This window comes from Leclercia sp. 119287, assembly GCF_009734485.1.
GTDB classification, from domain to species: Bacteria; Pseudomonadota; Gammaproteobacteria; order Enterobacterales; family Enterobacteriaceae; genus Enterobacter; species Enterobacter adecarboxylatus_C.
Genome location: NZ_CP046445.1, coordinates 4807271 through 4830565 on the forward strand (window position 1 = coordinate 4807271; position 23295 = coordinate 4830565).

General features: G+C 54.0%; 16 protein-coding genes, 1 tRNA gene and 3 rRNA genes. 5 read left to right on the plus strand and 15 right to left on the minus strand.

The window, feature by feature from the left end:
* Positions 1 to 274: 274 nt before the first annotated feature.
* Positions 275 to 3067, minus strand: a complete 2793-nt coding sequence (polA, locus tag GNG27_RS23135) for a DNA polymerase I (protein WP_156264973.1) — start codon at positions 3065 to 3067, stop codon at positions 275 to 277.
* Positions 3068 to 3503: 436 nt separating this feature from the next.
* Between polA and GNG27_RS23140 the strand changes: the two genes are divergently transcribed.
* Positions 3504 to 4412, plus strand: a complete 909-nt coding sequence (locus tag GNG27_RS23140) for an acyltransferase (RefSeq protein ID WP_156264975.1) — start codon at positions 3504 to 3506, stop codon at positions 4410 to 4412.
* Between the two features lie 15 nt (positions 4413 to 4427).
* Here GNG27_RS23140 and dsbA read toward each other — a convergent pair whose 3' ends face one another.
* From dsbA to GNG27_RS23155, 3 genes are all read right to left on the minus strand, one after another.
* Complete coding sequence (gene dsbA, locus GNG27_RS23145; protein ID WP_156264977.1) at positions 4428 to 5051, minus strand: thiol:disulfide interchange protein DsbA; 624 nt, start codon at positions 5049 to 5051, stop codon at positions 4428 to 4430.
* A gap of 27 nt (positions 5052 to 5078) precedes the next feature.
* Positions 5079 to 6065, minus strand: a complete 987-nt coding sequence (locus tag GNG27_RS23150; protein ID WP_156264978.1) for a serine/threonine protein kinase — start codon at positions 6063 to 6065, stop codon at positions 5079 to 5081.
* A gap of 75 nt (positions 6066 to 6140) precedes the next feature.
* Positions 6141 to 6410, minus strand: coding sequence for a YihD family protein (locus tag GNG27_RS23155; protein ID WP_142487623.1), 270 nt, complete (start codon positions 6408 to 6410; stop codon positions 6141 to 6143).
* 68 nt (positions 6411 to 6478) lie between these two features.
* On the opposite strand from GNG27_RS23155, the gene mobA reads away from it, so the two are divergent.
* Both mobA and mobB read left to right on the plus strand, forming a co-directional pair.
* Positions 6479 to 7063: a molybdenum cofactor guanylyltransferase MobA gene (gene mobA / locus GNG27_RS23160; RefSeq protein WP_156264980.1), complete on the plus strand. Its 585-nt coding sequence runs from the start codon at positions 6479 to 6481 to the stop codon at positions 7061 to 7063.
* Positions 7060 to 7566 carry a molybdopterin-guanine dinucleotide biosynthesis protein MobB gene (gene mobB, locus GNG27_RS23165; protein ID WP_156264982.1) on the plus strand — a complete coding sequence of 169 codons (507 nt, stop codon included), beginning with the start codon at positions 7060 to 7062 and terminating at the stop codon, positions 7564 to 7566. Before mobA ends, mobB begins: the two co-directional genes overlap by 4 nt.
* 88 nt (positions 7567 to 7654) lie before the next feature.
* Here the strand turns inward: mobB and rrf are convergent.
* From rrf to GNG27_RS23185, 4 genes are all read right to left on the minus strand, one after another.
* A 5S ribosomal RNA gene (gene rrf / locus GNG27_RS23170) occupies positions 7655 to 7770 on the minus strand.
* A gap of 92 nt (positions 7771 to 7862) precedes the next feature.
* Positions 7863 to 10768: ribosomal RNA gene (locus GNG27_RS23175) — 23S ribosomal RNA — on the minus strand.
* Between the two features lie 210 nt (positions 10769 to 10978).
* Positions 10979 to 11053 (minus strand) — tRNA-Glu (locus tag GNG27_RS23180).
* An 87-nt stretch (positions 11054 to 11140) separates the two neighbouring features.
* Positions 11141 to 12682: ribosomal RNA gene (locus GNG27_RS23185) — 16S ribosomal RNA — on the minus strand.
* The 16S, 23S and 5S rRNA genes sit together here with 1 tRNA gene alongside, the layout of an rRNA operon.
* Before the next feature lie 458 nt (positions 12683 to 13140).
* Here GNG27_RS23185 and GNG27_RS23190 point away from each other — a divergent pair.
* Entirely contained in the window at positions 13141 to 13833 is a 693-nt protein-coding gene (locus GNG27_RS23190; protein ID WP_156264984.1) for a FadR/GntR family transcriptional regulator, read from the plus strand.
* Between the two features lie 21 nt (positions 13834 to 13854).
* The gene (gene mdtD, locus GNG27_RS23195) at positions 13855 to 15282 is read left to right on the plus strand and encodes a multidrug transporter subunit MdtD (RefSeq protein WP_156264985.1); all 1428 of its coding nucleotides are present in this window, start codon (positions 13855 to 13857) and stop codon (positions 15280 to 15282) included.
* Here the strand turns inward: mdtD and rbsR are convergent.
* The 7 genes from rbsR to kup form a co-directional block, all read right to left on the minus strand.
* Positions 15248 to 16240: a ribose operon transcriptional repressor RbsR gene (gene rbsR, locus GNG27_RS23200; protein WP_142487628.1), complete on the minus strand. Its 993-nt coding sequence runs from the start codon at positions 16238 to 16240 to the stop codon at positions 15248 to 15250. The two genes, mdtD and rbsR, sit on opposite strands and share 35 nt — an antisense overlap.
* 3 nt (positions 16241 to 16243) lie before the next feature.
* Positions 16244 to 17173: a ribokinase gene (gene rbsK, locus GNG27_RS23205; protein ID WP_156265199.1), complete on the minus strand. Its 930-nt coding sequence runs from the start codon at positions 17171 to 17173 to the stop codon at positions 16244 to 16246.
* A 107-nt stretch (positions 17174 to 17280) separates the two neighbouring features.
* Complete coding sequence (rbsB, locus tag GNG27_RS23210; RefSeq protein ID WP_032615470.1) at positions 17281 to 18171, minus strand: ribose ABC transporter substrate-binding protein RbsB; 891 nt, start codon at positions 18169 to 18171, stop codon at positions 17281 to 17283.
* A 27-nt stretch (positions 18172 to 18198) separates the two neighbouring features.
* The gene (gene rbsC, locus GNG27_RS23215; RefSeq protein WP_156264987.1) at positions 18199 to 19164 is read right to left on the minus strand and encodes a ribose ABC transporter permease; all 966 of its coding nucleotides are present in this window, start codon (positions 19162 to 19164) and stop codon (positions 18199 to 18201) included.
* A gap of 4 nt (positions 19165 to 19168) precedes the next feature.
* A complete protein-coding gene (gene rbsA / locus GNG27_RS23220) occupies positions 19169 to 20674 on the minus strand; it encodes a ribose ABC transporter ATP-binding protein RbsA (RefSeq protein WP_156264988.1) in 1506 nt (501 codons plus the stop codon).
* Positions 20675 to 20681: 7 nt separating this feature from the next.
* Positions 20682 to 21101 carry a D-ribose pyranase gene (gene rbsD / locus GNG27_RS23225; protein ID WP_142487630.1) on the minus strand — a complete coding sequence of 140 codons (420 nt, stop codon included), beginning with the start codon at positions 21099 to 21101 and terminating at the stop codon, positions 20682 to 20684.
* A gap of 215 nt (positions 21102 to 21316) precedes the next feature.
* The gene (gene kup / locus GNG27_RS23230) at positions 21317 to 23185 is read right to left on the minus strand and encodes a low affinity potassium transporter Kup (protein WP_142487631.1); all 1869 of its coding nucleotides are present in this window, start codon (positions 23183 to 23185) and stop codon (positions 21317 to 21319) included.
* Between the last annotated feature and the right edge of the window lie 110 nt (positions 23186 to 23295).

A 23295-nucleotide genomic window follows, 5' to 3' on the forward strand; every position in this document is an offset into this window, starting at 1 on the left:
AATTTTACTTTGCCGCAATAAAAAACGCCCCAGTCATTACTGACTGGGGCGGCTAAAATATTCAGCCAAATCCGATTACGTGAAGTAAAAGGTCTGAAAGATAGAACATCTTACCTCTGTACCCTACGTGAATAACTCTACTCTGTTTTAGACTATAGACAAAGCACTTTTTGTAGTTTTTTTTCATTCTTTACATAGGGAATTCTAATGATCATCACAAAACGTTCATGGATATGTTGCTTACTTACAAAAACAGGTCATATCCCATAAAGAGTTAGTGAGCCTGATCCCAGTTTTCTCCGCTATCCACTTCCACCAGCAACGGTACATCCAGCTTCACGGTATTCTCCATCAGTTCATGGATCTTTTTCGAGACGGCTTCCAGATCGTCTTTGTGCACTTCGAACACCAGTTCATCGTGTACCTGCATGATCATACGAACCCGCGGCTGCTCCTTCTCCAGCCAGGCATCAACGGCGATCATTGCACGCTTAATGATATCTGCCGCCGTCCCCTGCATCGGGGCGTTGATTGCTGCACGCTCGGCACCGGCACGGCGGGCGGCATTGCTGGATTTGATATCCGGCAGATAGAGGCGGCGTCCTTCCAGCGTTTCGACATAGCCTTTTTCTTTCGCCTGGGCGCGGGTGGTCTCCATGTACTGCAGCACGCCCGGATAGCGTTCGAAATAGAGATCCATATACTTCTGCGACTCTTTACGCGGAATGTTGAGCTGACGGGAGAGACCAAATGCGCTCATACCGTAGATCAGACCAAAGTTGATCGCTTTTGCGCTCCGGCGCTGTTCCCCGGTGACACTCTCAAGGGACATGCCAAACACTTCGGCCGCCGTGGCCCGGTGGATATCCTGTCCTTCCGCAAAGGCGGTCAATAGTCCCTTATCCCGGGACAGGTGCGCCATAATACGCAGTTCAATCTGTGAGTAGTCAGCAGAGACAATGACGTAGTCCTGCGGCGCAATAAACGCCTGACGGATACGACGCCCCTCTTCATTACGCACCGGAATATTTTGCAGGTTAGGATCGGTTGAGGACAGTCGCCCGGTAGCCGCCACTGCCTGATGATAGGAGGTATGCACGCGACCCGTTTTCGGGTTGATCATCAACGGCAGCTTATCGGTGTAGGTCGATTTCAGCTTGGCCAGCCCGCGGTATTGCAGGATCACTTTTGGCAGCGGATAGTCCAGTGCCAATTCCTCCAGCACCTCTTCGGAAGTGGACGGCGCCCCGCCCGGAGTCTTCTTCAGCGGCTTAATGCCCTGCTTTTCAAACAGGATGGTCTGCAGCTGCTTGGTGGACGAGAGATTAAACGGCTCGCCGGCGATCTCATGCGCTTTTTGCTCGAGTTCGTTCAGGCGCAACGCGATCTCTTCCGAGTGCTTATGCAGCACAGCCGGGTCGATCTTCACGCCGTTGCGCTCAATCCGGGACAGAACCGGCACCAGCGGCATCTCGATATTCTGGAACACGTTCAGCGGCCCGGCGTGTTTTTGCAGCTTTGGCCACATCTTTAAATGCAGTTGCAGCGTGACGTCGGCATCTTCAGCCGCATAGTGTCCCGCCTCTTCAAGAGCAATCTGGTTAAACGTCAGCTGATTCTTGCCCTTACCCGCAATCTCTTCAAAGGTGACGGTTTTGTGCTTCAGCCAGCGATCGGAGAGTGAATCCATATCGTGACGACCGGCCACACTGTCGAGGATATAGGACTCCAGCATGGTATCGAAGGCAATGCCCCGCAGCTCAATGCCGTAGTTCTGCAGGATGCCGCGATCGAACTTCAGGTTTTGCCCCACCTTGAGTGCTTTTTCGTCTTCAAGGATCGGCTTGAGGAGCTCGAGTACGCGCTCGCGGGCGATCTGTTCAGGCGCATCCAGATAGTCGTGTGCGACCGGCACATAGGCGGCAACGCCAGGCTCAGTGGCGAAGGAGAGACCCACCATATTGGCGGAGACATTATCGAGACTGTCGGTTTCGGTATCAAAAGCGAACACCGGCGCCTGCTTTAATTTTTCAATCCAGACCTGCAGCTGTGCTTCATCAAGGATGGTTTCGTAATGTTCAGAAGAGAGGACGCTGGCTTCTTCTTCCGGCTCCTCTTCTGCATCGATCACCCGCGTCTCTTTCGGCTTAGCCGCCGGTTTAGCCCCTTTCGCCTGCAGCCATTTCCCCGCTTCAAGATCGGTTATCCAGCGTTTGAATTCATACTGCTTAAACAGGCCCAACAGCTCTTCGGCAGCAGGCTGCTGCACTTCCAACTGCTCGCAGGTCAGATCCAGTTCAACGTCGGTTTTAATGGTCGCCAGCTGATAGGAGAGGTACGCCACCTCTTTGTTTTGCTCAAGCTTAGCGGCCATGGTTTTGGCACCGCGGAAGGTTAACCCGGCAATTTTATCCTGCTCGCTATACAGCGTATCCAGCCCACCCAACCCCTGCAGCAGAGCCTGGGCCGTCTTCTCGCCTACGCCCGGCACGCCCGGGATGTTATCGGAGGAGTCGCCCATCAGGGCGAGGAAGTCGATGATAAGCTCCGGCGGCACGCCATACTTTGTCACCACCTCTTCCGGGCCGAGGATAGTATTGGTCATGGTGTTAATCAGGGTGATCCCCGGCGTAACCAGCTGCGCCATATCTTTATCACCGGTACTGATCAACACAGGGCGACCCAGCTTTTCGGCTTCCCGCGCCAGCGTACCGATCACATCGTCCGCTTCTACGCCAGAGACAGCCATTAAAGGCAGCCCCATCGCTTTCACCATCTTATGCAGGGGTTCAATCTGCGCGCGCAGATCGTCCGGCATCGGCGGGCGATGGGATTTGTAATGTTCAAACAGCTCATCCCGGAAAGTTTTGCCTTTCGCATCGAAGACTACGGCGGCATGGCTCGGCTGATACTGCAGAATCAAGCTACGCAGCATGTTCAGCACGCCATACATTGCGCCCGTAGGCTCTCCCGCGCTGTTAGTCAGCGGAGGAAACGCATGATACGCCCGATAGAGGTAAGACGAACCGTCGACGAGAATAAGCGGATTTTCGGGGATCTGAACCATAATGTCCGTGCCTTTGAGTAATTTATGAATAAAGGATGCCACAGAAGGATGAAAACATCAGTTTTTCGCGGCCAATACAGCCAAAGATTTTGCGATCCTGAGGATCGCTCGCAAATAAAATCTGTGGATAAGTTTGTGAGTAGTTTCTGCGGCCTGGACTAAATGTGCTATCTGACGATCGTTGAAATAATATTAAATTTTAATAATCAATAAGTTATAATTTGATCGCGATCTCATATTGCTGATTGATGACAATTTACTCCATGTGGATATAAGCCACACTGGATCCGCGCCACAGGATTTTTCTCCACCGGGTATGCAATTCAGAATTCCCACCAGGTAAAAGCGCCATCCTTAGAACGTTTTCTGGTAAAATCAGCGCCCGGTGTCTGTTTATCAGGCGCTAATTATAGCTAACTACCTGAAAACATTCATCATGTCTAGACTGCTGGCTGCGATCATACTCCTGTTAAGTATCGCATTAACTATTCTGGTCACCATCGCCTGTTCTGTGCCGATCATCATCGCCGGAATAATTAAACTGCTATTGCCGATCCCCGTCGTCTGGCGTGCAGTCTCTGCCTTCTGCAACTTTATGATGTACTGCTGGTGCGAAGGCCTGGCGGTACTACTGCGTCTTAACCCGCATCTGAAATGGGATGTTCAGGGTCTGGAAGGGCTTAACAAGAAAAACTGGTATTTGCTGATCTGCAACCACCATAGCTGGGCCGATATCGTGGTGTTGTGCGTGCTGTTCCGCAAACATATCCCCATGAATAAATATTTTCTTAAGCAGCAGCTTGCCTGGGTGCCCTTTATTGGCCTGGCCTGTTGGGCGCTGGATATGCCTTTCATGAAACGCTATTCGCGTAGCTATCTGATTCGTCATCCTGAGCGTCGTGGCAAAGATGTTGAAACGACCCGCCGCTCGTGCGAGAAGTTTCGCGCGCACCCTACCACGATCGTCAACTTTGTCGAAGGCTCTCGCTTTACCGAAGTGAAGCAGCAGCAAACCCGCTCTCCCTATGCCAACCTGCTGCCGCCCAAAGCGGCCGGGATCGCCATGGCGCTTAACGTGCTGGGTCAACAGTTCGATAAATTACTGGACGTGACGCTCTGCTATCCCGAAAACGATAAGACGCCGTTTTACGATATGCTCAGCGGCAAGTTAACCCGGATCGTGGTGCGTATTAATCTGGTGCCTGTGGCGGAGGAATTACACGGGGACTATGTCAGTGATAAGAACTTTAAACGACGTTTCCAGCTCTGGCTGAATACGCTCTGGAGTGAGAAAGACGCGCTGATAAACACGATTAAAGCGGAATTCAAAAACGCCGGTCATTGACCGGCGTTTTCTTTATTACTTCTTCTCAACCAGATACTTCACTGTATCGGCATATTGCTGGACAAAGATGTCCATGCTGCTGGTATCCATACCCTGCATATTCAGCTGATATTTGCCGTTAACATACATGGCTGGCACGCCGCGCAGCTCCAGATCGGCAGCAGCTTTTTCCTGCTGAGCCACCAGGGATTTCACGACAAAGCTATTCCAGGCTGCATCGTATTCTTCGCCTTTAACGCCGGCATCAACAAATACTTTACGGATATCGGCAGTGGTCTGAACGGTCTGGGTTTTCTGAACCGCTTCAAACATCGGCGCAGTAATTTTGTCTTCCACACCAAGCGCCATCGCAACGGCCCATGCCTGAGTCAGGTCTTTGCCCAACGGGCCAAGGAACTCAGCGTGATACTTGGTCATCTTGGTGCCTTCCGGCAGCTTTTTCTTCACGCTATCGGAAACGTGCAGAACCTGCTCGAACTCATAGCAGTGCGGGCAGTAAAATGAGAAGAACTCAAGGACCTGAGGTTCTCCGGCAACCGGTTTGTCGAGGGTAATATACTGCTTGCCATCGGTGAACTGTGCAGCCGATGCGCTAAAAGCCAGAATCATACCTGCCAGCGCCAGCCATATTTTTTTCATGATCAACTCTCTCCTGGGTGTGTTCGATTAATACATTGGCGTTAATTGCAAAGGGGGTTCCTGCAGAACCTTTACCTGTTCAATAAATGTGGATATCTGGTTACGCCAGTAATCTTCCCCGGTAAGCCACGGGAAGTTTCTGGGAAAAGCGGGGTCGTCCCAACGCCTGATTAACCATGCAAGATAATAAACAAAACGCATGGCGCGTAAAGGTTCGATTAATGCAATTTCGTCTGAATCAAAAGAACTGAACTCTTCATAGGCCTCGATAATCGTCTCCAGCTGCATCCGCTGTTCGGCTTTATCGCCATTCAGCAGCATCCAGAGATCCTGAATGGCTGGTCCCATTCGCGCATCATCGAGATCGACAAATAATGGCCCATCACGCCAGAGAATATTTCCGGCATGGCAATCGCCATGCAAACGCAGCGTTTGTACGTTGTTATCCCAGCGCGGTATGACGGCGTTAATTAAGCCATCCGTTGCGGTAAGGAATTGTGCCTTCAGCCCGGAAGGGATGAGCGTGGACGTTTCAAATACCTGTCGCGGTTCGAGCAAATATTCCTGAATGCCGATGCCAGGGCGCGCGGTAAATGCGCTTTTCTGCCCTGTTTGATGAATGCGCCCTAAATAGCGGGCAACCCACTCCATTTGATCGATATTATCGGCTTCAAATTGCCGGCCACCGAGGCTGGGGAAGACAGCAAAATAAAAACCCAGGTGTGTCAGCAGCGTCTGATTATTGAATTTAAGAGGAGCAGCGACGGGAACATCATCGGCCACCAGGTCGAGAGCGAACTGATGCTCTTCCTGAATTTGTTCAGCTGACCAGCGCTGCGGGCGGTAAAATTTCACCACAAAGCGCCGGCGATCCTCGTCCTGAAACTGGTAGACGCGGTTCTCATAGCTGTTTAATGGAGTCAGGCCTGAGTCCACCCGGATGCCCTGTTCAAACAGCGCATCCATAATGGTATCCGGGTGTAAGGTCTGGAAAGTAAAAGCCTGGTCGTTCATCCGATCATCCGGAAATTATACGAATGATTGAGGATATCATTTAACGGCGTTTACGGTGGTGCCTCTTACAAGCTTTTACTCTTTAATTACGCCACGCGCGCGCAGCAGTGCGGTTTTGAAATCTTCTTCGTAATCTTTCTGGATCCCCGGGATAACCGCATCTTTTCCGGAATCACGCATTTTCAGGTGATAGATCAGGATGTCATCAGAAAGGTCGGCCAGTTCACCGTCATAACCTGACTCCTGCGCCAGTTTCTGTAAAAATTGCACCAGGTTAAGTTCTGGCTCTTTCTGCCAGGCTGGCTGGAGGAGTTCAATAACTTCGTTCAGACGTTTACATTTCATGGTAATGCTCCTTTCATTTAGAGTGACACGTTAGCAGGGTCAATCCCACAAGAAAAGAGGCGATATTGTTGAGCCAGATAAGCAGCATCACCGGGGTGGTATTAGCCGGAGGCAAGGCGTCCCGTATGGGAGGAAAAGATAAGGGCTTGCAGGAGCTGAACGGCATGCCGTTATGGCAGCATGTTGCGCGAACGCTGCATAAGCAGGTCAGTACACTCGTAGTAAGTGCCAACCGCAATATCGCCACTTATCAGGAAAGTGGGTATCCCGTTTACGCGGATCTGCTGGCCGATTACCCCGGACCACTGGCGGGCATGCTTTCGGTTATGCAGCAGTGCGATGCGGAATGGTTCCTGTTTTGCCCTTGCGATACACCCTTTATCCCGGATTACCTGGCTGAGCGGCTGGTTAAATACAGGGAAACGGCACCTGTAGTCTGGGCGCATGACGGCGATCGCGATCATCCAACCATTGCGTTAATGCATCGCCAGCTGATGCCGGTATTAGAGAGCTATTTAGCCGCTGGCGAGCGCCGTGTGATGGACTTTATGCGTCAGGCAGGTGGGCATTCCGTTGAATTTAGCGATATGAAACAGGCATTTATTAATATGAATACACTCGAAGAGATACAAACTATTCAGAGGCACAAATGATACCCGTTTTAGCGATTGCCGCCTGGAGCGGTACGGGGAAAACCACCCTGTTAAAGACCATCATTCCGGCACTCTGTGCCAGAGGTATTCGTCCGGGGCTTATCAAACATACCCACCACAACATGGATGTCGATACTCCCGGGAAGGACAGCTACGAACTGCGTAAGGCCGGTGCGGCACAAACCCTCGTTGCCAGCAGTCAGCGATGGGCCTTAATGACGGAAACACCCGCCGAAGAGGAGATCGATCTGGCTTATCTCATCAGTCGGATGGATCATTCGAAGCTGGATCTGGTACTGGTGGAAGGTTTTAAGCATGAGGCGGTGGCAAAGATCCTGCTTTTCAGAAGCGATACCGGGCATGATATTAATGAGTTGACGCTTGATGATCACGTTATCGCAGTGGGGAGTGACGCTCCACTGTCGCTTCAGGTACCGGTATTAGATATCAATGATGCGGAGGGGATGGTTGATTTCATCCTGCAGTGGATGAAGGTATTGTAGGCCGGATAAGGCGCAGCCGCCGCCCGGGGGGGTTCCCGGCGCAACGCAAAAAGCCCATCCGGGAGGATGGGCTTTCGCATGATTTGATGCCTGGCAGTTCCCTACTCTCGCATGGGGAGGCCCCACACTACCATCGGCGCTACGGCGTTTCACTTCTGAGTTCGGCATGGGGTCAGGTGGGACCACCGCGCTACAGCCGCCAGGCAAATTCTGTTGTTCACCCCGCCCGCAGGCGCAGTGACTAATCTGTATCAGCTGAAAATCTCTCAAATCCGCCGAAACAGCTTCGGCGTTGTAAGGTTAAGCCTCACGGTTCATTAGTATCGGTTAGCTCAACGCATCGCTGCGCTTACACACCCGACCTATCAACGTCGTCGTCTTCAACGTTCCTTCAGGAGCCTTAAAGGCTCAGGGAGAACTCATCTCGGGGCAAGTTTCGTGCTTAGATGCTTTCAGCACTTATCTCTTCCGCATTTAGCTACCGGGCAGTGCCATTGGCATGACAACCCGAACACCAGTGATGCGTCCACTCCGGTCCTCTCGTACTAGGAGCAGCCCCCCTCAATTCTCCAGCGCCCACGGCAGATAGGGACCGAACTGTCTCACGACGTTCTAAACCCAGCTCGCGTACCACTTTAAACGGCGAACAGCCGTACCCTTGGGACCTACTTCAGCCCCAGGATGTGATGAGCCGACATCGAGGTGCCAAACACCGCCGTCGATATGAACTCTTGGGCGGTATCAGCCTGTTATCCCCGGAGTACCTTTTATCCGTTGAGCGATGGCCCTTCCATACAGAACCACCGGATCACTATGACCTGCTTTCGCACCTGCTCGAGCCGTCACTCTCGCAGTCAAGCTAGCTTATGCCATTGCACTAACCTCCTGATGTCCGACCAGGATTAGCTAACCTTCGTGCTCCTCCGTTACTCTTTAGGAGGAGACCGCCCCAGTCAAACTACCCACCAGACACTGTCCGCAACCCGGATCACGGGTCTACGTTAGAACACCAGCCATTAAAGGGTGGTATTTCAAGGATGGCTCCACGCAGACTGGCGTCCACGCTTCAAAGCCTCCCACCTATCCTACACATCAAGGACCAGTGTTCAGTGTCAAGCTATAGTAAAGGTTCACGGGGTCTTTCCGTCTTGCCGCGGGTACACTGCATCTTCACAGCGATTTCAATTTCACTGAGTCTCGGGTGGAGACAGCCTGGCCATCATTACGCCATTCGTGCAGGTCGGAACTTACCCGACAAGGAATTTCGCTACCTTAGGACCGTTATAGTTACGGCCGCCGTTTACCGGGGCTTCGATCAAGAGCTTCGCGTTGCCGCTAACCCCATCAATTAACCTTCCGGCACCGGGCAGGCGTCACACCGTATACGTCCACTTTCGTGTTTGCACAGTGCTGTGTTTTTAATAAACAGTTGCAGCCAGCTGGTATCTTCGACTGATTTCAGCTCCACCCGCAGGGGCTTCACCTACACATCAGCGTGCCTTCTCCCGAAGTTACGGCACCATTTTGCCTAGTTCCTTCACCCGAGTTCTCTCAAGCGCCTTGGTATTCTCTACCTGACCACCTGTGTCGGTTTGGGGTACGATTTGATGTTACCTGATGCTTAGAGGCTTTTCCTGGAAGCAGGGCATTTGTTGCTTCAGCACCGTAGTGCCTCGTCATCACACCTCAGCGTTAACAAGGTTCCGGATTTACCTGGAACCTCCGCCTACATGCTTAAACCGGGACAACCGTCGCCCGGCCAACATAGCCTTCTCCGTCCCCCCTTCGCAGTAACACCGAGTACAGGAATATTAACCTGTTTCCCATCGACTACGCCTTTCGGCCTCGCCTTAGGGGTCGACTCACCCTGCCCCGATTAACGTTGGACAGGAACCCTTGGTCTTCCGGCGAGCGGGTTTTTCACCCGCTTTATCGTTACTTATGTCAGCATTCGCACTTCTGATACCTCCAGCATGCCTCACAGCACACCTTCAACGGCTTACAGAACGCTCCCCTACCCAACAACACATAGTGTCGCTGCCGCAGCTTCGGTGCATGGTTTAGCCCCGTTACATCTTCCGCGCAGGCCGACTCGACCAGTGAGCTATTACGCTTTCTTTAAATGATGGCTGCTTCTAAGCCAACATCCTGGCTGTCTGTGCCTTCCCACATCGTTTCCCACTTAACCATGACTTTGGGACCTTAGCTGGCGGTCTGGGTTGTTTCCCTCTTCACGACGGACGTTAGCACCCGCCGTGTGTCTCCCGTGATAACATTCTCCGGTATTCGCAGTTTGCATCGGGTTGGTAAGCCGGGATGGCCCCCTAGCCGAAACAGTGCTCTACCCCCGGAGATGAATTCACGAGGCGCTACCTAAATAGCTTTCGGGGAGAACCAGCTATCTCCCGGTTTGATTGGCCTTTCACCCCCAGCCACAGGTCATCCGCTAATTTTTCAACATTAGTCGGTTCGGTCCTCCAGTTAGTGTTACCCAACCTTCAACCTGCCCATGGCTAGATCACCGGGTTTCGGGTCTATACCCTGCAACTTAACGCCCAGTTAAGACTCGGTTTCCCTTCGGCTCCCCTATACGGTTAACCTTGCTACAGAATATAAGTCGCTGACCCATTATACAAAAGGTACGCAGTCACACCACAAGGGTGCTCCCACTGCTTGTACGTACACGGTTTCAGGTTCTTTTTCACTCCCCTCGCCGGGGTTCTTTTCGCCTTTCCCTCACGGTACTGGTTCACTATCGGTCAGTCAGGAGTATTTAGCCTTGGAGGATGGTCCCCCCATATTCAGACAGGATACCACGTGTCCCGCCCTACTCTTCGAGTTCACAGCAGGTGTATCTTCGTGTACGGGAGTATCACCCTGTACCCTGCGACTTTCCAGACGCTTCCACTGACACACATGCTGATTCAGACTCCGGGCTGCTCCCCGTTCGCTCGCCGCTACTGGGGGAATCTCGGTTGATTTCTTTTCCTCAGGGTACTTAGATGTTTCAGTTCCCCTGGTTCGCTTCGTTAAGCTATGTATTCACTTAACGATAGTGTGACGAGTCACACTGGGTTTCCCCATTCGGAAATCGTCGGCTGTAACGGTTCATATCACCTTACCGACGCTTATCGCAGATTAGCACGTCCTTCATCGCCTCTGACTGCCTAGGCATCCACCGTGTACGCTTGGTCGCTTAACCTCACAACCCGAAGATGTTTCACTTCATGATTGCGAAAATTTGAGAGACTCTGACACACCGCTTATCTGCTCTTATTACGGAGAACAGACACGGCGTGTCGTTTCAATTTTCAGCTTGATCCAGATTTTTAAAGAGCAAATATCTCAAACATGACTTAACAGTCAGTTTTGAGATACTGATTGGTTGTGCCTTTCACTCACACCCAGCAAGTGGCGTCCCCTAGGGGATTCGAACCCCTGTTGCCGCCGTGAAAGGGCGGAGTCCTAACCGCTAGACGAAGGGGACACGATGTGTCGCGACTTCGCAGCCGTCTTGCTCGTTGCTTTTCATCAGACAATCTGTGTGAGCACTGCAAAGGCAGGTTCTTTAAGGTAAGGAGGTGATCCAACCGCAGGTTCCCCTACGGTTACCTTGTTACGACTTCACCCCAGTCATGAATCACAAAGTGGTAAGCGCCCTCCCGAAGGTTAAGCTACCTACTTCTTTTGCAACCCACTCCCATGGTGTGACGGGCGGTGTGTACAAGGCCCGGGAACGTATTCACCGTAGCATTCTGATCTACGATTACTAGCGATTCCGACTTCATGGAGTCGAGTTGCAGACTCCAATCCGGACTACGACGCACTTTATGAGGTCCGCTTGCTCTCGCGAGGTCGCTTCTCTTTGTATGCGCCATTGTAGCACGTGTGTAGCCCTACTCGTAAGGGCCATGATGACTTGACGTCATCCCCACCTTCCTCCAGTTTATCACTGGCAGTCTCCTTTGAGTTCCCGGCCGGACCGCTGGCAACAAAGGATAAGGGTTGCGCTCGTTGCGGGACTTAACCCAACATTTCACAACACGAGCTGACGACAGCCATGCAGCACCTGTCTCAGAGTTCCCGAAGGCACCAAAGCATCTCTGCTAAGTTCTCTGGATGTCAAGAGTAGGTAAGGTTCTTCGCGTTGCATCGAATTAAACCACATGCTCCACCGCTTGTGCGGGCCCCCGTCAATTCATTTGAGTTTTAACCTTGCGGCCGTACTCCCCAGGCGGTCGACTTAACGCGTTAGCTCCGGAAGCCACTCCTCAAGGGAACAACCTCCAAGTCGACATCGTTTACGGCGTGGACTACCAGGGTATCTAATCCTGTTTGCTCCCCACGCTTTCGCACCTGAGCGTCAGTCTTTGTCCAGGGGGCCGCCTTCGCCACCGGTATTCCTCCAGATCTCTACGCATTTCACCGCTACACCTGGAATTCTACCCCCCTCTACAAGACTCTAGCCTGCCAGTTTCGAATGCAGTTCCCAGGTTGAGCCCGGGGATTTCACATCCGACTTGACAGACCGCCTGCGTGCGCTTTACGCCCAGTAATTCCGATTAACGCTTGCACCCTCCGTATTACCGCGGCTGCTGGCACGGAGTTAGCCGGTGCTTCTTCTGCGAGTAACGTCAATCACTGTGGTTATTAACCACAATGCCTTCCTCCTCGCTGAAAGTACTTTACAACCCGAAGGCCTTCTTCATACACGCGGCATGGCTGCATCAGGCTTGCGCCCATTGTGCAATATTCCCCACTGCTGCCTCCCGTAGGAGTCTGGACCGTGTCTCAGTTCCAGTGTGGCTGGTCATCCTCTCAGACCAGCTAGGGATCGTCGCCTAGGTGAGCCGTTACCCCACCTACTAGCTAATCCCATCTGGGCACATCTGATGGCAAGAGGCCCGAAGGTCCCCCTCTTTGGTCTTGCGACATTATGCGGTATTAGCTACCGTTTCCAGTAGTTATCCCCCTCCATCAGGCAGTTTCCCAGACATTACTCACCCGTCCGCCGCTCGTCACCCAGGGAGCAAGCTCCCCCGTGCTACCGCTCGACTTGCATGTGTTAGGCCTGCCGCCAGCGTTCAATCTGAGCCATGATCAAACTCTTCAATTTAAGTTTGATGCTCGTGAATTAAACTTCGTAATGAATTACGTATGTTCACTCAGAGACTTTGGTATTCATTTATTGTCCGGAGACATTAAGAATCCATGTCACTTTGAGTGCCCACACAGATTGTCTGATAAATTGTTAAAGAGCAGTGCAACGCGGCTTTCGCTCACCGTTGCGAGGTCCCGTATAATACGTTTTCCTCTTTCAGAGTCAAGCGATAATTTCACGCTTTTCCCTGCTGACCCGGCGGCTTGTTTGCCGTTATTCCGTGTCAGTGGAGGCGCATTATAGGGAGTTCTTCGGCGGTGACAAGAGTAAATTTAAAAAAACTAATCAACCGTGCTTTTTTTCACCAAAAGACCCATCTTTTAGCCAGAAATTGCGCTAATTGTCGTTTTACCAACCACAACTATCCTGCAGATGGCATACTTACTAGCATTAAGAATCAAGGAATATGCGTTATGCCTTTGAGCGCGCAACAGCTGGCGGCACAAAAAAACCTCTCCTATGTGCTGGCAGAAAAGCTGGCACAGCGGATCCTGGCGGGTGAATATCTGCCAGGCAGTATCCTGCCGGGCGAACTGGAACTGGGTGAGCAGTTTGGCGTGAGCCGAACCGCCGTGCGTGAAGCTGTAAAAACCTTAACCGCGAAAGGGATGGTACTTCCCCGTCCGCGCATCGGTACGCGCGTTATGCCTCAGGGCAACTGGAACTTCCTCGATCAGGAGTTACTCTCCTGGTGGATGACGGAAGACAACTTCCATCAGGTCATCGACCATTTCCTGGTCATGCGCAGCAGCCTGGAGCCGCAGGCCTGCCTGCTGGCCGCCACGATCGGTACGGCAGAACAAAAAGCGCGGCTAAATACCCTGATGGATGAGATGGTGCATCTGAAGAAACACTTTAACCGCGAACGCTGGATAGAAGTGGATATGGCCTGGCACGAGCATATCTATGAGATGAGCGGTAATCCGTTCCTGACCTCTTTTGCCTCGCTCTTTCACTCTGTCTATCACACCTACTTTACCTCTATTACTCAGGACGAGGTGGTGAAGCTGGATTTACACCAGGCTATCGTTGATGCCATTCAGGATAGAGATGGGCTGCGCGCCATGACGGCCAGCCAGGCACTGCTTGCCACACCGACACGGTAGCAACAAACAACAGGAAATCGAATGACAGTAAAAAAAGCACGCAGCATGGCGGGTTTGCCATGGATCGCGGCAATGGCTTTCTTTATGCAGGCGCTGGACGCCACCATCCTCAATACCGCTCTCCCGGCGATTGCCCAAAGCCTTAACCGTTCTCCGCTGGCAATGCAGTCGGCCATCATCAGCTATACCCTTACCGTTGCGATGCTGATCCCGGTAAGCGGCTGGCTGGCCGATCGCTTTGGCACGCGGCGTGTTTTTATGTTGGCGGTCACCTTGTTTACGCTGGGCTCACTGGCCTGCGCACTCTCCAGTTCGCTGGGTGAACTGGTTGTGTTCCGGGTAATTCAGGGGGTTGGCGGTGCGATGATGATGCCGGTTGCGCGCCTGGCGCTGTTACGGGCCTATCCGCGCAGCGAACTGTTGCCGGTGCTTAACTTCGTCACCATGCCCGGTCTGGTCGGGCCGATCCTCGGTCCGGTGCTGGGGGGCGTGCTGATTACCTGGGCCAGCTGGCACTGGATATTCCTCATTAATATTCCTATTGGGATCGCCGGTATTTTCTATGCCCGCAAATTTATGCCGAACTTCACCACCCCGCGGCGCAAATTCGATATGGGCGGGTTCTTCCTGTTTGGACTGAGCCTGGTGCTGTTTTCCAGCGGCATGGAGCTGTTCGGTGAGAAAGTGGTGGCGACCTGGCTGGCCGTCTCCATCATCTTCAGCGGTATTGTTCTTTTTCTTCTTTATATACGTCATGCGCGCCGCCATCCTACGCCGCTGATTTCACTCTCGCTGTTTAACACGCGCACCTTCTCGGTAGGCATTGCCGGAAATATCGCTTCACGCCTGGGTACCGGCTGTGTTCCTTTCCTGATGCCGCTGATGTTGCAGGTCGGGTTCGGTTATCCGGCGCTGATTGCGGGCTGCATGATGGCGCCCACGGCGGTGGGGTCGATCCTGGCTAAATCCGGCGTGACCCAGCTGTTACGCCGCCTGGGATACCGCCGGACGCTGGTCGGGGTGACGGTGTTTATCGGCGTGATGATTGCGCAATTTTCACTACAGTCGGCAGCGCTGCCGGTGTGGATGCTGATCCTGCCGCTGTTTGTGCTGGGGATGGCGATGTCCATCCAGTTCACCTCAATGAACACCATTACCCTTGCCGACCTCAGCGACGAGAACGCCAGCGGCGGTAACAGTATGCTGGCAGTCACGCAGCAGCTGTCGATCAGTCTGGGGGTGGCGGTCAGTGCGGCGGTCTTGCGTTTTTACGAAGGGTTCGACAGTAACAACACTGTCGAACAGTTCCACTCCACCTTTATCACCATGGGCGTGCTGACGGTGGTTTCTGCCCTGGTCTTTATGCTGTTAAAACCGAAAGACGGTCGTAACCTCATTAAAGAACGGCACAAACCTAAACCGACCCGCGTTCCATCAGAACAGGAGTAAGCTGCAGCCGCTGTTGTTGCAGCCCGGGCTGGGCGATTCGATGGATTAACACGTCAATCGCCAGCTCGCCCAGTTCATCCTTTGGCTGATGAATGGTGGTGAGCGGCGGCGTCATATACTGCGCCAGTTCGATATCGTCATACCCCACCACGGCGATATCATCCGGGACACGAAGTCCCGCCTGATAGAGCGCCTGATAAGCTCCCACCGCCATCGCATCGTTACCGATAAAGACCGCCTGCGGGCGATCTTTCTGCGCCAGTAACGACTGCATCGCCTCAAACCCGCCGCTAAATTCAAAGTCACCGGTAATTTGATAGCCGTCAGGCACAGGCAGACCGGCGCGCGCCATCGCGACCAGAAAGCCCTCCAGCCGCAGGCGGGCAGGGGTTTTATCCAGCGGACCGGTAATACAGGCGATGCGGGTATGGCCCTTATCAATCAGATGCTGTGTCGCCATGTCCCCGCCCAGCAGCGAGTTATCCTGAATCAGGTCGCTGGTACCGTCGAACGGTGCCCAGTCCATCATCACCGTGGGAACGGAAGGATAACGCTGCATAATCTCGGGTGAGGGTTGATGCGTTTCGGTACACAGAAGTAATAAGCCGTCGACGCGCTTTTGCATCAGCGTCTCCAGGTTACGGTTCATGCGCTGCTCGTCGCCTTCGGTATTGCAGAGCACCAGGCTGTAGCCGCGCTCAAAACAGCTGCGCTCCACGCCGCGCACCAGCTCAGAGTAAAAGGGGTTGGTACTGGCGGTGATGAGCATGCCAATGGTGCGGGTCTGGTTGAGCTTCAGACTGCGCGCCAGGGCGGAAGGTGCATAATTGAGGGATTTAACTGCGGCTTCAACCTTCTCCCGGATCGCCTCGCTGACGAAGCGATCGTTATTAATGACATGGGAGACCGTCGAAGTAGAGACGCCCGCCATGCGGGCGACATCTTTCATTGTGGCCAAACGCTACCTCTGCTGACTGAAAAATTCATCGATCTCATTGCGCCATGGTACAGAAGGCTGTGCGCCAGGGCGCGTTACCGCAATGGCCGCCGCCGCATGGGCAAAACGGATCGCGGTGTCCAGCGGCTCACCTTCCAGCAGCGCCGTGACCAGCGCACCATTAAAGGTATCGCCCGCCGCGATGGTATCGACAGCTTTCACCTTAAAGCCGGGAATGCGACGACCTTCTCCCTCAACGCTGGCCCATACGCCACGGCTGCCAAGGGTAATGATGACCGTACCGATGCCTTTCTGGTGCAGGGCTTTCGCCGCGCGCGCCGCATCGTCATCGTTTTCAACGCGAATGCCCGTCAGCTTTTCGGCTTCGGTTTCGTTAGGGGTGATGATATCCACCAGCGCCAGCAGCTCGTCTGATAATACACGGGCAGGCGCGGGATTAAGTACGACAGTGGTATGATTTTTATGGGCAATTTTTGCCGCCGCCAGCACGCTTTCTACCGGCGATTCCAGCTGCATCAGCAGGGCGTCGGCATCGGCGATACGCGCCTGTTGCGCCACCACGCGTTCCGGCGTTAGCGCCGCATTGGCACCCGCATGAATACCGATGACATTCTCACCTTCCGCGTTGACGAAAATCAGCGCCACGCCGGTTGATTCGCCTTCCACCACACTGACCGGTGCAATATCGATGTTGTCGCTTGCCAGCTGTTTACGCACGCGCTCACCGGTATCGTCATCGCCGGTACAGGCGATAAAGGCGATGTTGGCACCGCTGCGTCCGGCTGCGACCGCCTGGTTTGCGCCCTTGCCGCCAAAGGCGACCTGATAGCGATGACCCGTTACGGTCTCGCCCGGCGTCGGGAAAGCGTCAAGGTTAAGAATGTGATCGGCATTAATACTGCCAAGGACGACGAGCTTACCTGCGGTTTTCATCATTGAAGTGTCCATCAGAGAGCGCCACCGGAGTTACCCGGTGGCGTATGCCACGCTTTTCTTTATATATTGTCCCTCAGGCACCCGGGAGCTGCCTGAATCGCATATTACTGCTTGATGACCAGTTTCAGGTCAACAGGGTATTTGGCCTGAACTTTCTCGCCCTTCAGCACTTTGTCAGCAGTCTGCACGCCAGTCGCGCCGATCTGCTCCGGAAGCTGAGCAATGGTCGCAGCCAGTTTGCCATCGTTTACCGCTTTTTCACCATCAGGCGTGCCGTCAAATCCAACCACCATCACATCAGATTTACCGGCGGTCTGCAGGGCACGCAGCGCGCCCAGCGCCATTTCGTCGTTCTGTGCGAATACCGCTTTAACGTCCGGGTGAGCGGTCAGCAGGTTTTGCATCACGTTCAGACCCTTAGTACGGTCGAAATCTGCCGGCTGGCTGGCCAGCACGTTGAATTTATGGGCCGCAACGGCCTGCTGGAAGCCTTCGCCACGCTCACGCGCTGCGGAAGTCCCGGCGATGCCCTGCAGTTCGATAACTTTGGCGCCTTCACCCGCTTTCTTAGCGATATAGTCACCGGCGATTTTGCCGCCCAGCACGTTATCAGAGGCAATGTGGCTGACCACTTCGCCTTTAGACGCCTGACGGTCCAGGGTGATCACCGGGATGTTGGCCTGGTTTGCCATCTTCACGGCGTTACCTACCGCATCGGAATCGGTCGGGTTGATCAGCAGAATTTTGGTGCCACGAACGGTTAAGTCCTGCACGTTAGCCAGCTCTTTCGCCGGGTTGTTCTGGGAGTCCAGGATCACCAGGTTGTAGCCCAGTTTGTCGGCTTCTTTCTGCGCGCCATCCTTCAGGGAGACGAAGAACGGGTTGTTCAGGGTAGAAACCACCAGCGCGATGGTGTCCTTCGCCATGGCGTTTGCACTCACGGTTGCGCTCAGCGCGACAGCAGAAACCAGGGTAGCCAGTTTTTTCATGTTCATATCAAAGATGTCCTGTAGTGTCGTCAGTTACTGTTTTTTGTTGTCTACCAGTACCGCCAGCAAAATCACTACCGCTTTGACGATCATCTGGTAATAGGAAGAAACACCTAACAAATTCAAACCATTGTTCAGGAAGCCAAGGATCAGCGCACCGATCAGCGTCCCCACGATACGACCTTTACCCCCCGCCAGGCTGGTACCGCCGAGCACCACCGCAGCGATGGCGTCCAGCTCATAACCGGTACCCGCCGTTGGCTGGGCAGAGGAGAGACGCGCCACCTCGATAATGCCCGCCAGCGAGGCCAGCAGGCCGCACAGGGAGTAGACGATAATTTTGACTTTATTGACGCTGATACCGGACAGACGCGTTGCCGCTTCGTTACCGCCCAGAGCATAGATATAGCGACCGAGACGGGTGTGATGCAGCATGTACCACGCCGCCAGGAACACCAGACCCATGATCCAGACCGGCGTCGGGATACCCAGCGGGCGGCCGATACCGAACCAGCCAAACAGATCGGCATTGTCGGTGAAGCCGGTGTTAACCGGGCTGCCGTTGGTGTAGACCATGGTCACACCGCGCAGCAGCAGCATCATCACCAGGGTAGCAATAAACGCCTGCACGCGGCCTTTCGCCACAATCATTCCGGTGACAGCACCAATTACGGCACCCAGCGCCAGCGCCGCTGCTACGGCCACCAGCGCGTTGACTTCAATCCCTACAATTGAAGCGGCAACCGCGCCGGTGAGCGCCAGCAGGGAACCGACGGACAGGTCGATACCCGACGTCAAAATCACCAGCGTCATCCCTACCGCCATAATGGCGTTGACGGAAGTCTGCTGAAGAATGTTGAACAGGTTATTAACGGTAAAAAAGTTCGGGCTCATGGTGGAGACAATCGCGATCAGCACCAGCAGGGCAATCAGCGATTTTTGTTCCAGCAGCCATGCCTTAGTGAAATAACGGCGTCCAGAAACAGCCTGGGTAGTCATCTTCTTACTCCTGATCCACGCGATTAAGCTTGCCCACAGCGGCAGCCATCAGAATTTCCTGGGTGGCCTGCTCGCGACTGAATTCACCGCCGAGATGCCCTTCATGCATGACGATAATGCGATCGCTCATGCCTAATACCTCTGGCATCTCGGAAGAGACCAGAATGATGCTCAGCCCGTCAGCCTTAAACTGGTTGATGAGCTGATAAATCTCTTTCTTCGCGCCAACGTCCACGCCGCGGGTTGGCTCATCGAGGATCAGCACTTTCGGACGGGTCATCAGGCCGCGGGCAATCGCCACTTTCTGCTGATTACCGCCCGAAAGCAGACCGATGGCCTGTTCCATCGACGGGGTTTTGACGTTGAAGAGGCGGATAAAATCACTGACGGCCTGCTGTTCGTCTTTATGCTTCAGACCCCCGCCGCTGCGGCTGAAGTAGCGCAGCGCGGTCAGGGACATGTTCTCTTTCACCGACATGCCCAGCACCAGGCCATCGCGCTTACGGTCTTCGGAGATGTAGACGATGCCGTTCGCCAGGCCATCCTGCGGTGTACGGGTGATAACTTCATGCCCATCAAGGGTGACGTATCCGCTGGCGCGTGGGCTGGCGCCATACAGCACTTTCATCAGCTCGGTACGTCCGGCACCCATCAGCCCGGCCACGCCAAGGATCTCCCCCTGACGCAGGATAAAGCTGACATCATTCACCCCAAGGCCGCAGAGATTATCGACCTTCAGACGTATATCGCCCGGGGCTTTATCGATACGCGGATACTGGTCTTCCAGCTTACGGCCCACCATCATCTCAATCAGCGTGTCTTCGGTGAGGGTCACCACTTCACGCTCGGCAATAAACTGCCCGTCGCGGAAGACGGTCACGTCATCGCAGATCTCGAAGATCTCTTTCATACGGTGGGAGATATAAACGATGCCGCGCCCCTGCGCTTTCAGCTCGCGGATCACGCGGAACAGGGAGTCGGTTTCGGTATCGGTGAGGGCGTCGGTCGGCTCATCCATCACAATGACCCGGGATTCGAAGCTCAGCACCTTGGCGATCTCCACCATCTGCTGATCGCCAATGGAGAGTTCGCCCACCAGCCGATCGCTTTTAAAGCGCAGATTCAGCTTCGCCAGCAGCTTGTCGGCTTCGGCATACATCTGTTTCCAGTCGATTTTGCCAAAGCGGTTAACGAACTCACGACCCAGGAAGATGTTCTCCGCGATGGACAGCTGCGGAATGAGATTCAGCTCCTGGTGAATGATGCCAATCCCGGCTTCCTGGGAGGATTTCGGGCCGTTGAAGGTGGTCTCTTTTCCCAGCCACAGTAGCGAACCGGCGTCGCGTTGATAGATGCCGGTCAGCACTTTCATCATCGTGGATTTGCCGGCGCCGTTTTCACCCACCAGCGCCATCACGCGGCCGGCGTAGACATTCAGTGCGGCACCAGAGAGGGCTTTAACGCCCGGGAACGACTTATCGATCCCTTTCAGTTGCAGGAGTGCGTCCATGATGGCCTCAGAAGGTGACGCCAGCACAGAGAATGATATTCGCATACGGGGAACACTCCCCGCTGCGGATAACCGCCTGGCTGTCAGCGGTATTTTTCTTGAACTGCTCGTGCGTTATGTAGCTTATTTTTATGGTGTTTCCCTGGTGTTGTTGCAGTTGCTTGATATGGCCAAGCAACGTTTCGTGGAGCTGCGGATTATGTTGTTGGATTTCCGTTGCGAGAATGGCTTCCTCAACCTGCATCTCGGTTGTCACCACATCCAGCACCTGCATAAACGAGGGCACGCCCTGGGTTAACGCCAGATCAATACGCGTTGTGCTGTGGGGAATGGGTAAACCCGCATCACACACCACCAGCGTATCGGTATGCCCAAGACGGGAGATGACCGATGAGACTTCAGAGTTGAGTACCGTGCCTTTCTTCATATTCTTGCTCCACTAGCGAAACGTTTCGCTGGCGTCAGTTTAATCTCACCGATGCGCAGAAAACCACCATGGCGTTGCAGATTTGTGATCGTCGTCGAAACGTTTCGCTAAGTGAAATGAGGGAGGGATTTAAGAGGGGATTTGCCGGGTGGCGCTGCGCTTACCCGGCCTACAAAACCGTAGGCCCGCGCAAGCGAAGCGCCGCCGGGCACTAACTAAATCTCGACCTGGGTCCCTAACTCAATCACGCGGTTAGGCGGGATCTCGAACTGGTCGGGCGCACGCAGGGCGTTACGCTGGAGGATAAGATAGAGCTTGCCGCGCAGGCGCAGATACCACGGACGTTTACCGATGATCAGCGACTCGTGCGACATAAAGAACGAGGTTTCCATCATTCGGCAGCTTAAGCCTTCCAGACCGCAGCGGTGGAACACCTCTTCCACGTTCGGGGTTTCGCGCCAGCCGTAGCTGGCCACCACCCGCCAGAAGGTGGGCGACAGCTGCTCTATCTGCACGCGGCGAACGTTATGCACGTACGGCGCATCTTCCGTTCGCAGGGTCAGCAGGATCACCCGCTCGTGCAGCACCTTATTGTGCTTGAGGTTGTGCATCAGGGCAAAGGGGATCACGTTCAGCGCGCGCGACATATAGACCGCGGTGCCAGGCACGCGCACCGGCGGAGATTTCTCCAGCGAGGCAATCATCGCCTCGAGAGAATTACCGTGTTCGTGCATCCGGCGCAGCAGGCGGAAACGCTCGCTCTTCCAGGTGGTCATCACCAGGAACATCACCATCCCCAGCGTCAACGGCAGCCAGCCGCCGGAGACAATCTTGTCGAGGTTAGCTGAGAACAGCGGCACGTCAATACAGAGGAAGCCAACCAGAATCATCCCCACGAGGAATTTATTCCAGTGCCAGTTCCGGTAGGCCACCGTAGTGGAGAGGATTGAAGTCAGCACCATCGTCCCGGTAACGGCTATACCGTAGGCGGCCGCCAGGTTACTGGAGTGTTCAAAGCTGACGATAACAATCACCACCGCGAAATAGAGCAGCCAGTTAATGAACGGGATGTAGATCTGGCCCGACTCCATCTCCGACGTATGAATGATGCGCATCGGGGAGAGATAACCCAGACGTACCGCCTGACGCGTCAGGGAGAAGACGCCTGAAATCACCGCCTGGGAGGCAATCACCGTTGCCAGCGTCGCGAGGATCAGCATCGGCACCAGCGCCCAGTCCGGCGCCAGCAGGAAGAACGGGTTTTTAATCGCTTCCGGATGTTTGAGCAGCAGCGCACCCTGACCGAAGTAGTTCAGCACCAGCGATGGCAGCACCACAATAAACCATGCCACGCGAATAGGCAGTTTGCCGAAATGCCCCATATCGGCATACAGCGCTTCAACCCCGGTGATGGACAGCACCACGGCACCCAGCGCAATAAACGATACAGTTTTGTATTCGAGGAAGAAGTGCACTGCCCACATCGGGTTCAGCGCATGCAGCACGTCCGGGTTAGCAATAATGCTGCGTAACCCCAGCACCGCCAGGATCAGGAACCAGGCGAGCATAATTGGCGCGAAGAGTTTCCCCACCAGCCCGGTACCGTGTTTCTGAATCACAAACAGCAGGGTCAGCACAATAATGGCCAGCGGAACCACCCACTCATCGAGCTGCGGCGCGATAATCTCCAGCCCTTCGATTGCCGACAGCACGGAGATCGCCGGCGTGATCACCACTTCGCCATAGAAGAAGCTGCCACCAATCAACCCGATAATGACCAGGAAAGAGGTCATCTTGGGCGAGGTGTTGCGCCCGGCCAGCGACATCAAGGTCAGGATCCCACCTTCACCGGCGTTATCAGCACGCATGACGAAGGAGAGATATTTAACGGAGACGACTAAGATAAGGAGCCAAAAGATGAGAGACAAAAAACCAAAAACAGCGTCGCGTTCCACGCCAAAACCAAACTGACCGGACAAACATTCACGAAGCGTATAAAGCGGGCTGGTGCCGATATCACCGTAGACAACCCCGATCGCCGCAAGCGTGATTGCGGGTAATGATTGCTTATTATCAGTGCTCATAGACTAGTCTTTTCGTTTATATAACAAATGTGTGCTTAGTCCCTTGGCCCACAAAAAGCGCACAGTATGCACGATTAATCGTAGAATCGTACCCCTAAATGCGCCGTCAT

Excerpts from the sequence above, each read along its gene's own strand:
- rbsK (WP_156265199.1), bottom strand. The coding sequence starts at position 17,173 with ATGAAAACCGCAGGTAAGCTCGTCGTCCTTGGCAGTATTAATGCCGAT.
- GNG27_RS23150 (WP_156264978.1), bottom strand. The coding sequence starts at position 6,065 with ATGAACGACCAGGCTTTTACTTTCCAGACCTTACACCCGGATACCATT.
- rbsD (WP_142487630.1), bottom strand. The coding sequence starts at position 21,101 with ATGAAGAAAGGCACGGTACTCAACTCTGAAGTCTCATCGGTCATCTCC.
- mdtD (WP_156264985.1), top strand. The coding sequence starts at position 13,855 with ATGACAGTAAAAAAAGCACGCAGCATGGCGGGTTTGCCATGGATCGCG.
- mobB (WP_156264982.1), top strand. The coding sequence starts at position 7,060 with ATGATACCCGTTTTAGCGATTGCCGCCTGGAGCGGTACGGGGAAAACC.
- rbsA (WP_156264988.1), bottom strand. The coding sequence starts at position 20,674 with ATGGACGCACTCCTGCAACTGAAAGGGATCGATAAGTCGTTCCCGGGC.
- GNG27_RS23190 (WP_156264984.1), top strand. The coding sequence starts at position 13,141 with ATGCCTTTGAGCGCGCAACAGCTGGCGGCACAAAAAAACCTCTCCTAT.
- GNG27_RS23155 (WP_142487623.1), bottom strand. The coding sequence starts at position 6,410 with ATGAAATGTAAACGTCTGAACGAAGTTATTGAACTCCTCCAGCCAGCC.
- rbsB (WP_032615470.1), bottom strand. The coding sequence starts at position 18,171 with ATGAACATGAAAAAACTGGCTACCCTGGTTTCTGCTGTCGCGCTGAGC.
- rbsC (WP_156264987.1), bottom strand. The coding sequence starts at position 19,164 with ATGACTACCCAGGCTGTTTCTGGACGCCGTTATTTCACTAAGGCATGG.
- kup (WP_142487631.1), bottom strand. The coding sequence starts at position 23,185 with ATGAGCACTGATAATAAGCAATCATTACCCGCAATCACGCTTGCGGCG.
- GNG27_RS23140 (WP_156264975.1), top strand. The coding sequence starts at position 3,504 with ATGTCTAGACTGCTGGCTGCGATCATACTCCTGTTAAGTATCGCATTA.
- dsbA (WP_156264977.1), bottom strand. The coding sequence starts at position 5,051 with ATGAAAAAAATATGGCTGGCGCTGGCAGGTATGATTCTGGCTTTTAGC.
- polA (WP_156264973.1), bottom strand. The coding sequence starts at position 3,067 with ATGGTTCAGATCCCCGAAAATCCGCTTATTCTCGTCGACGGTTCGTCT.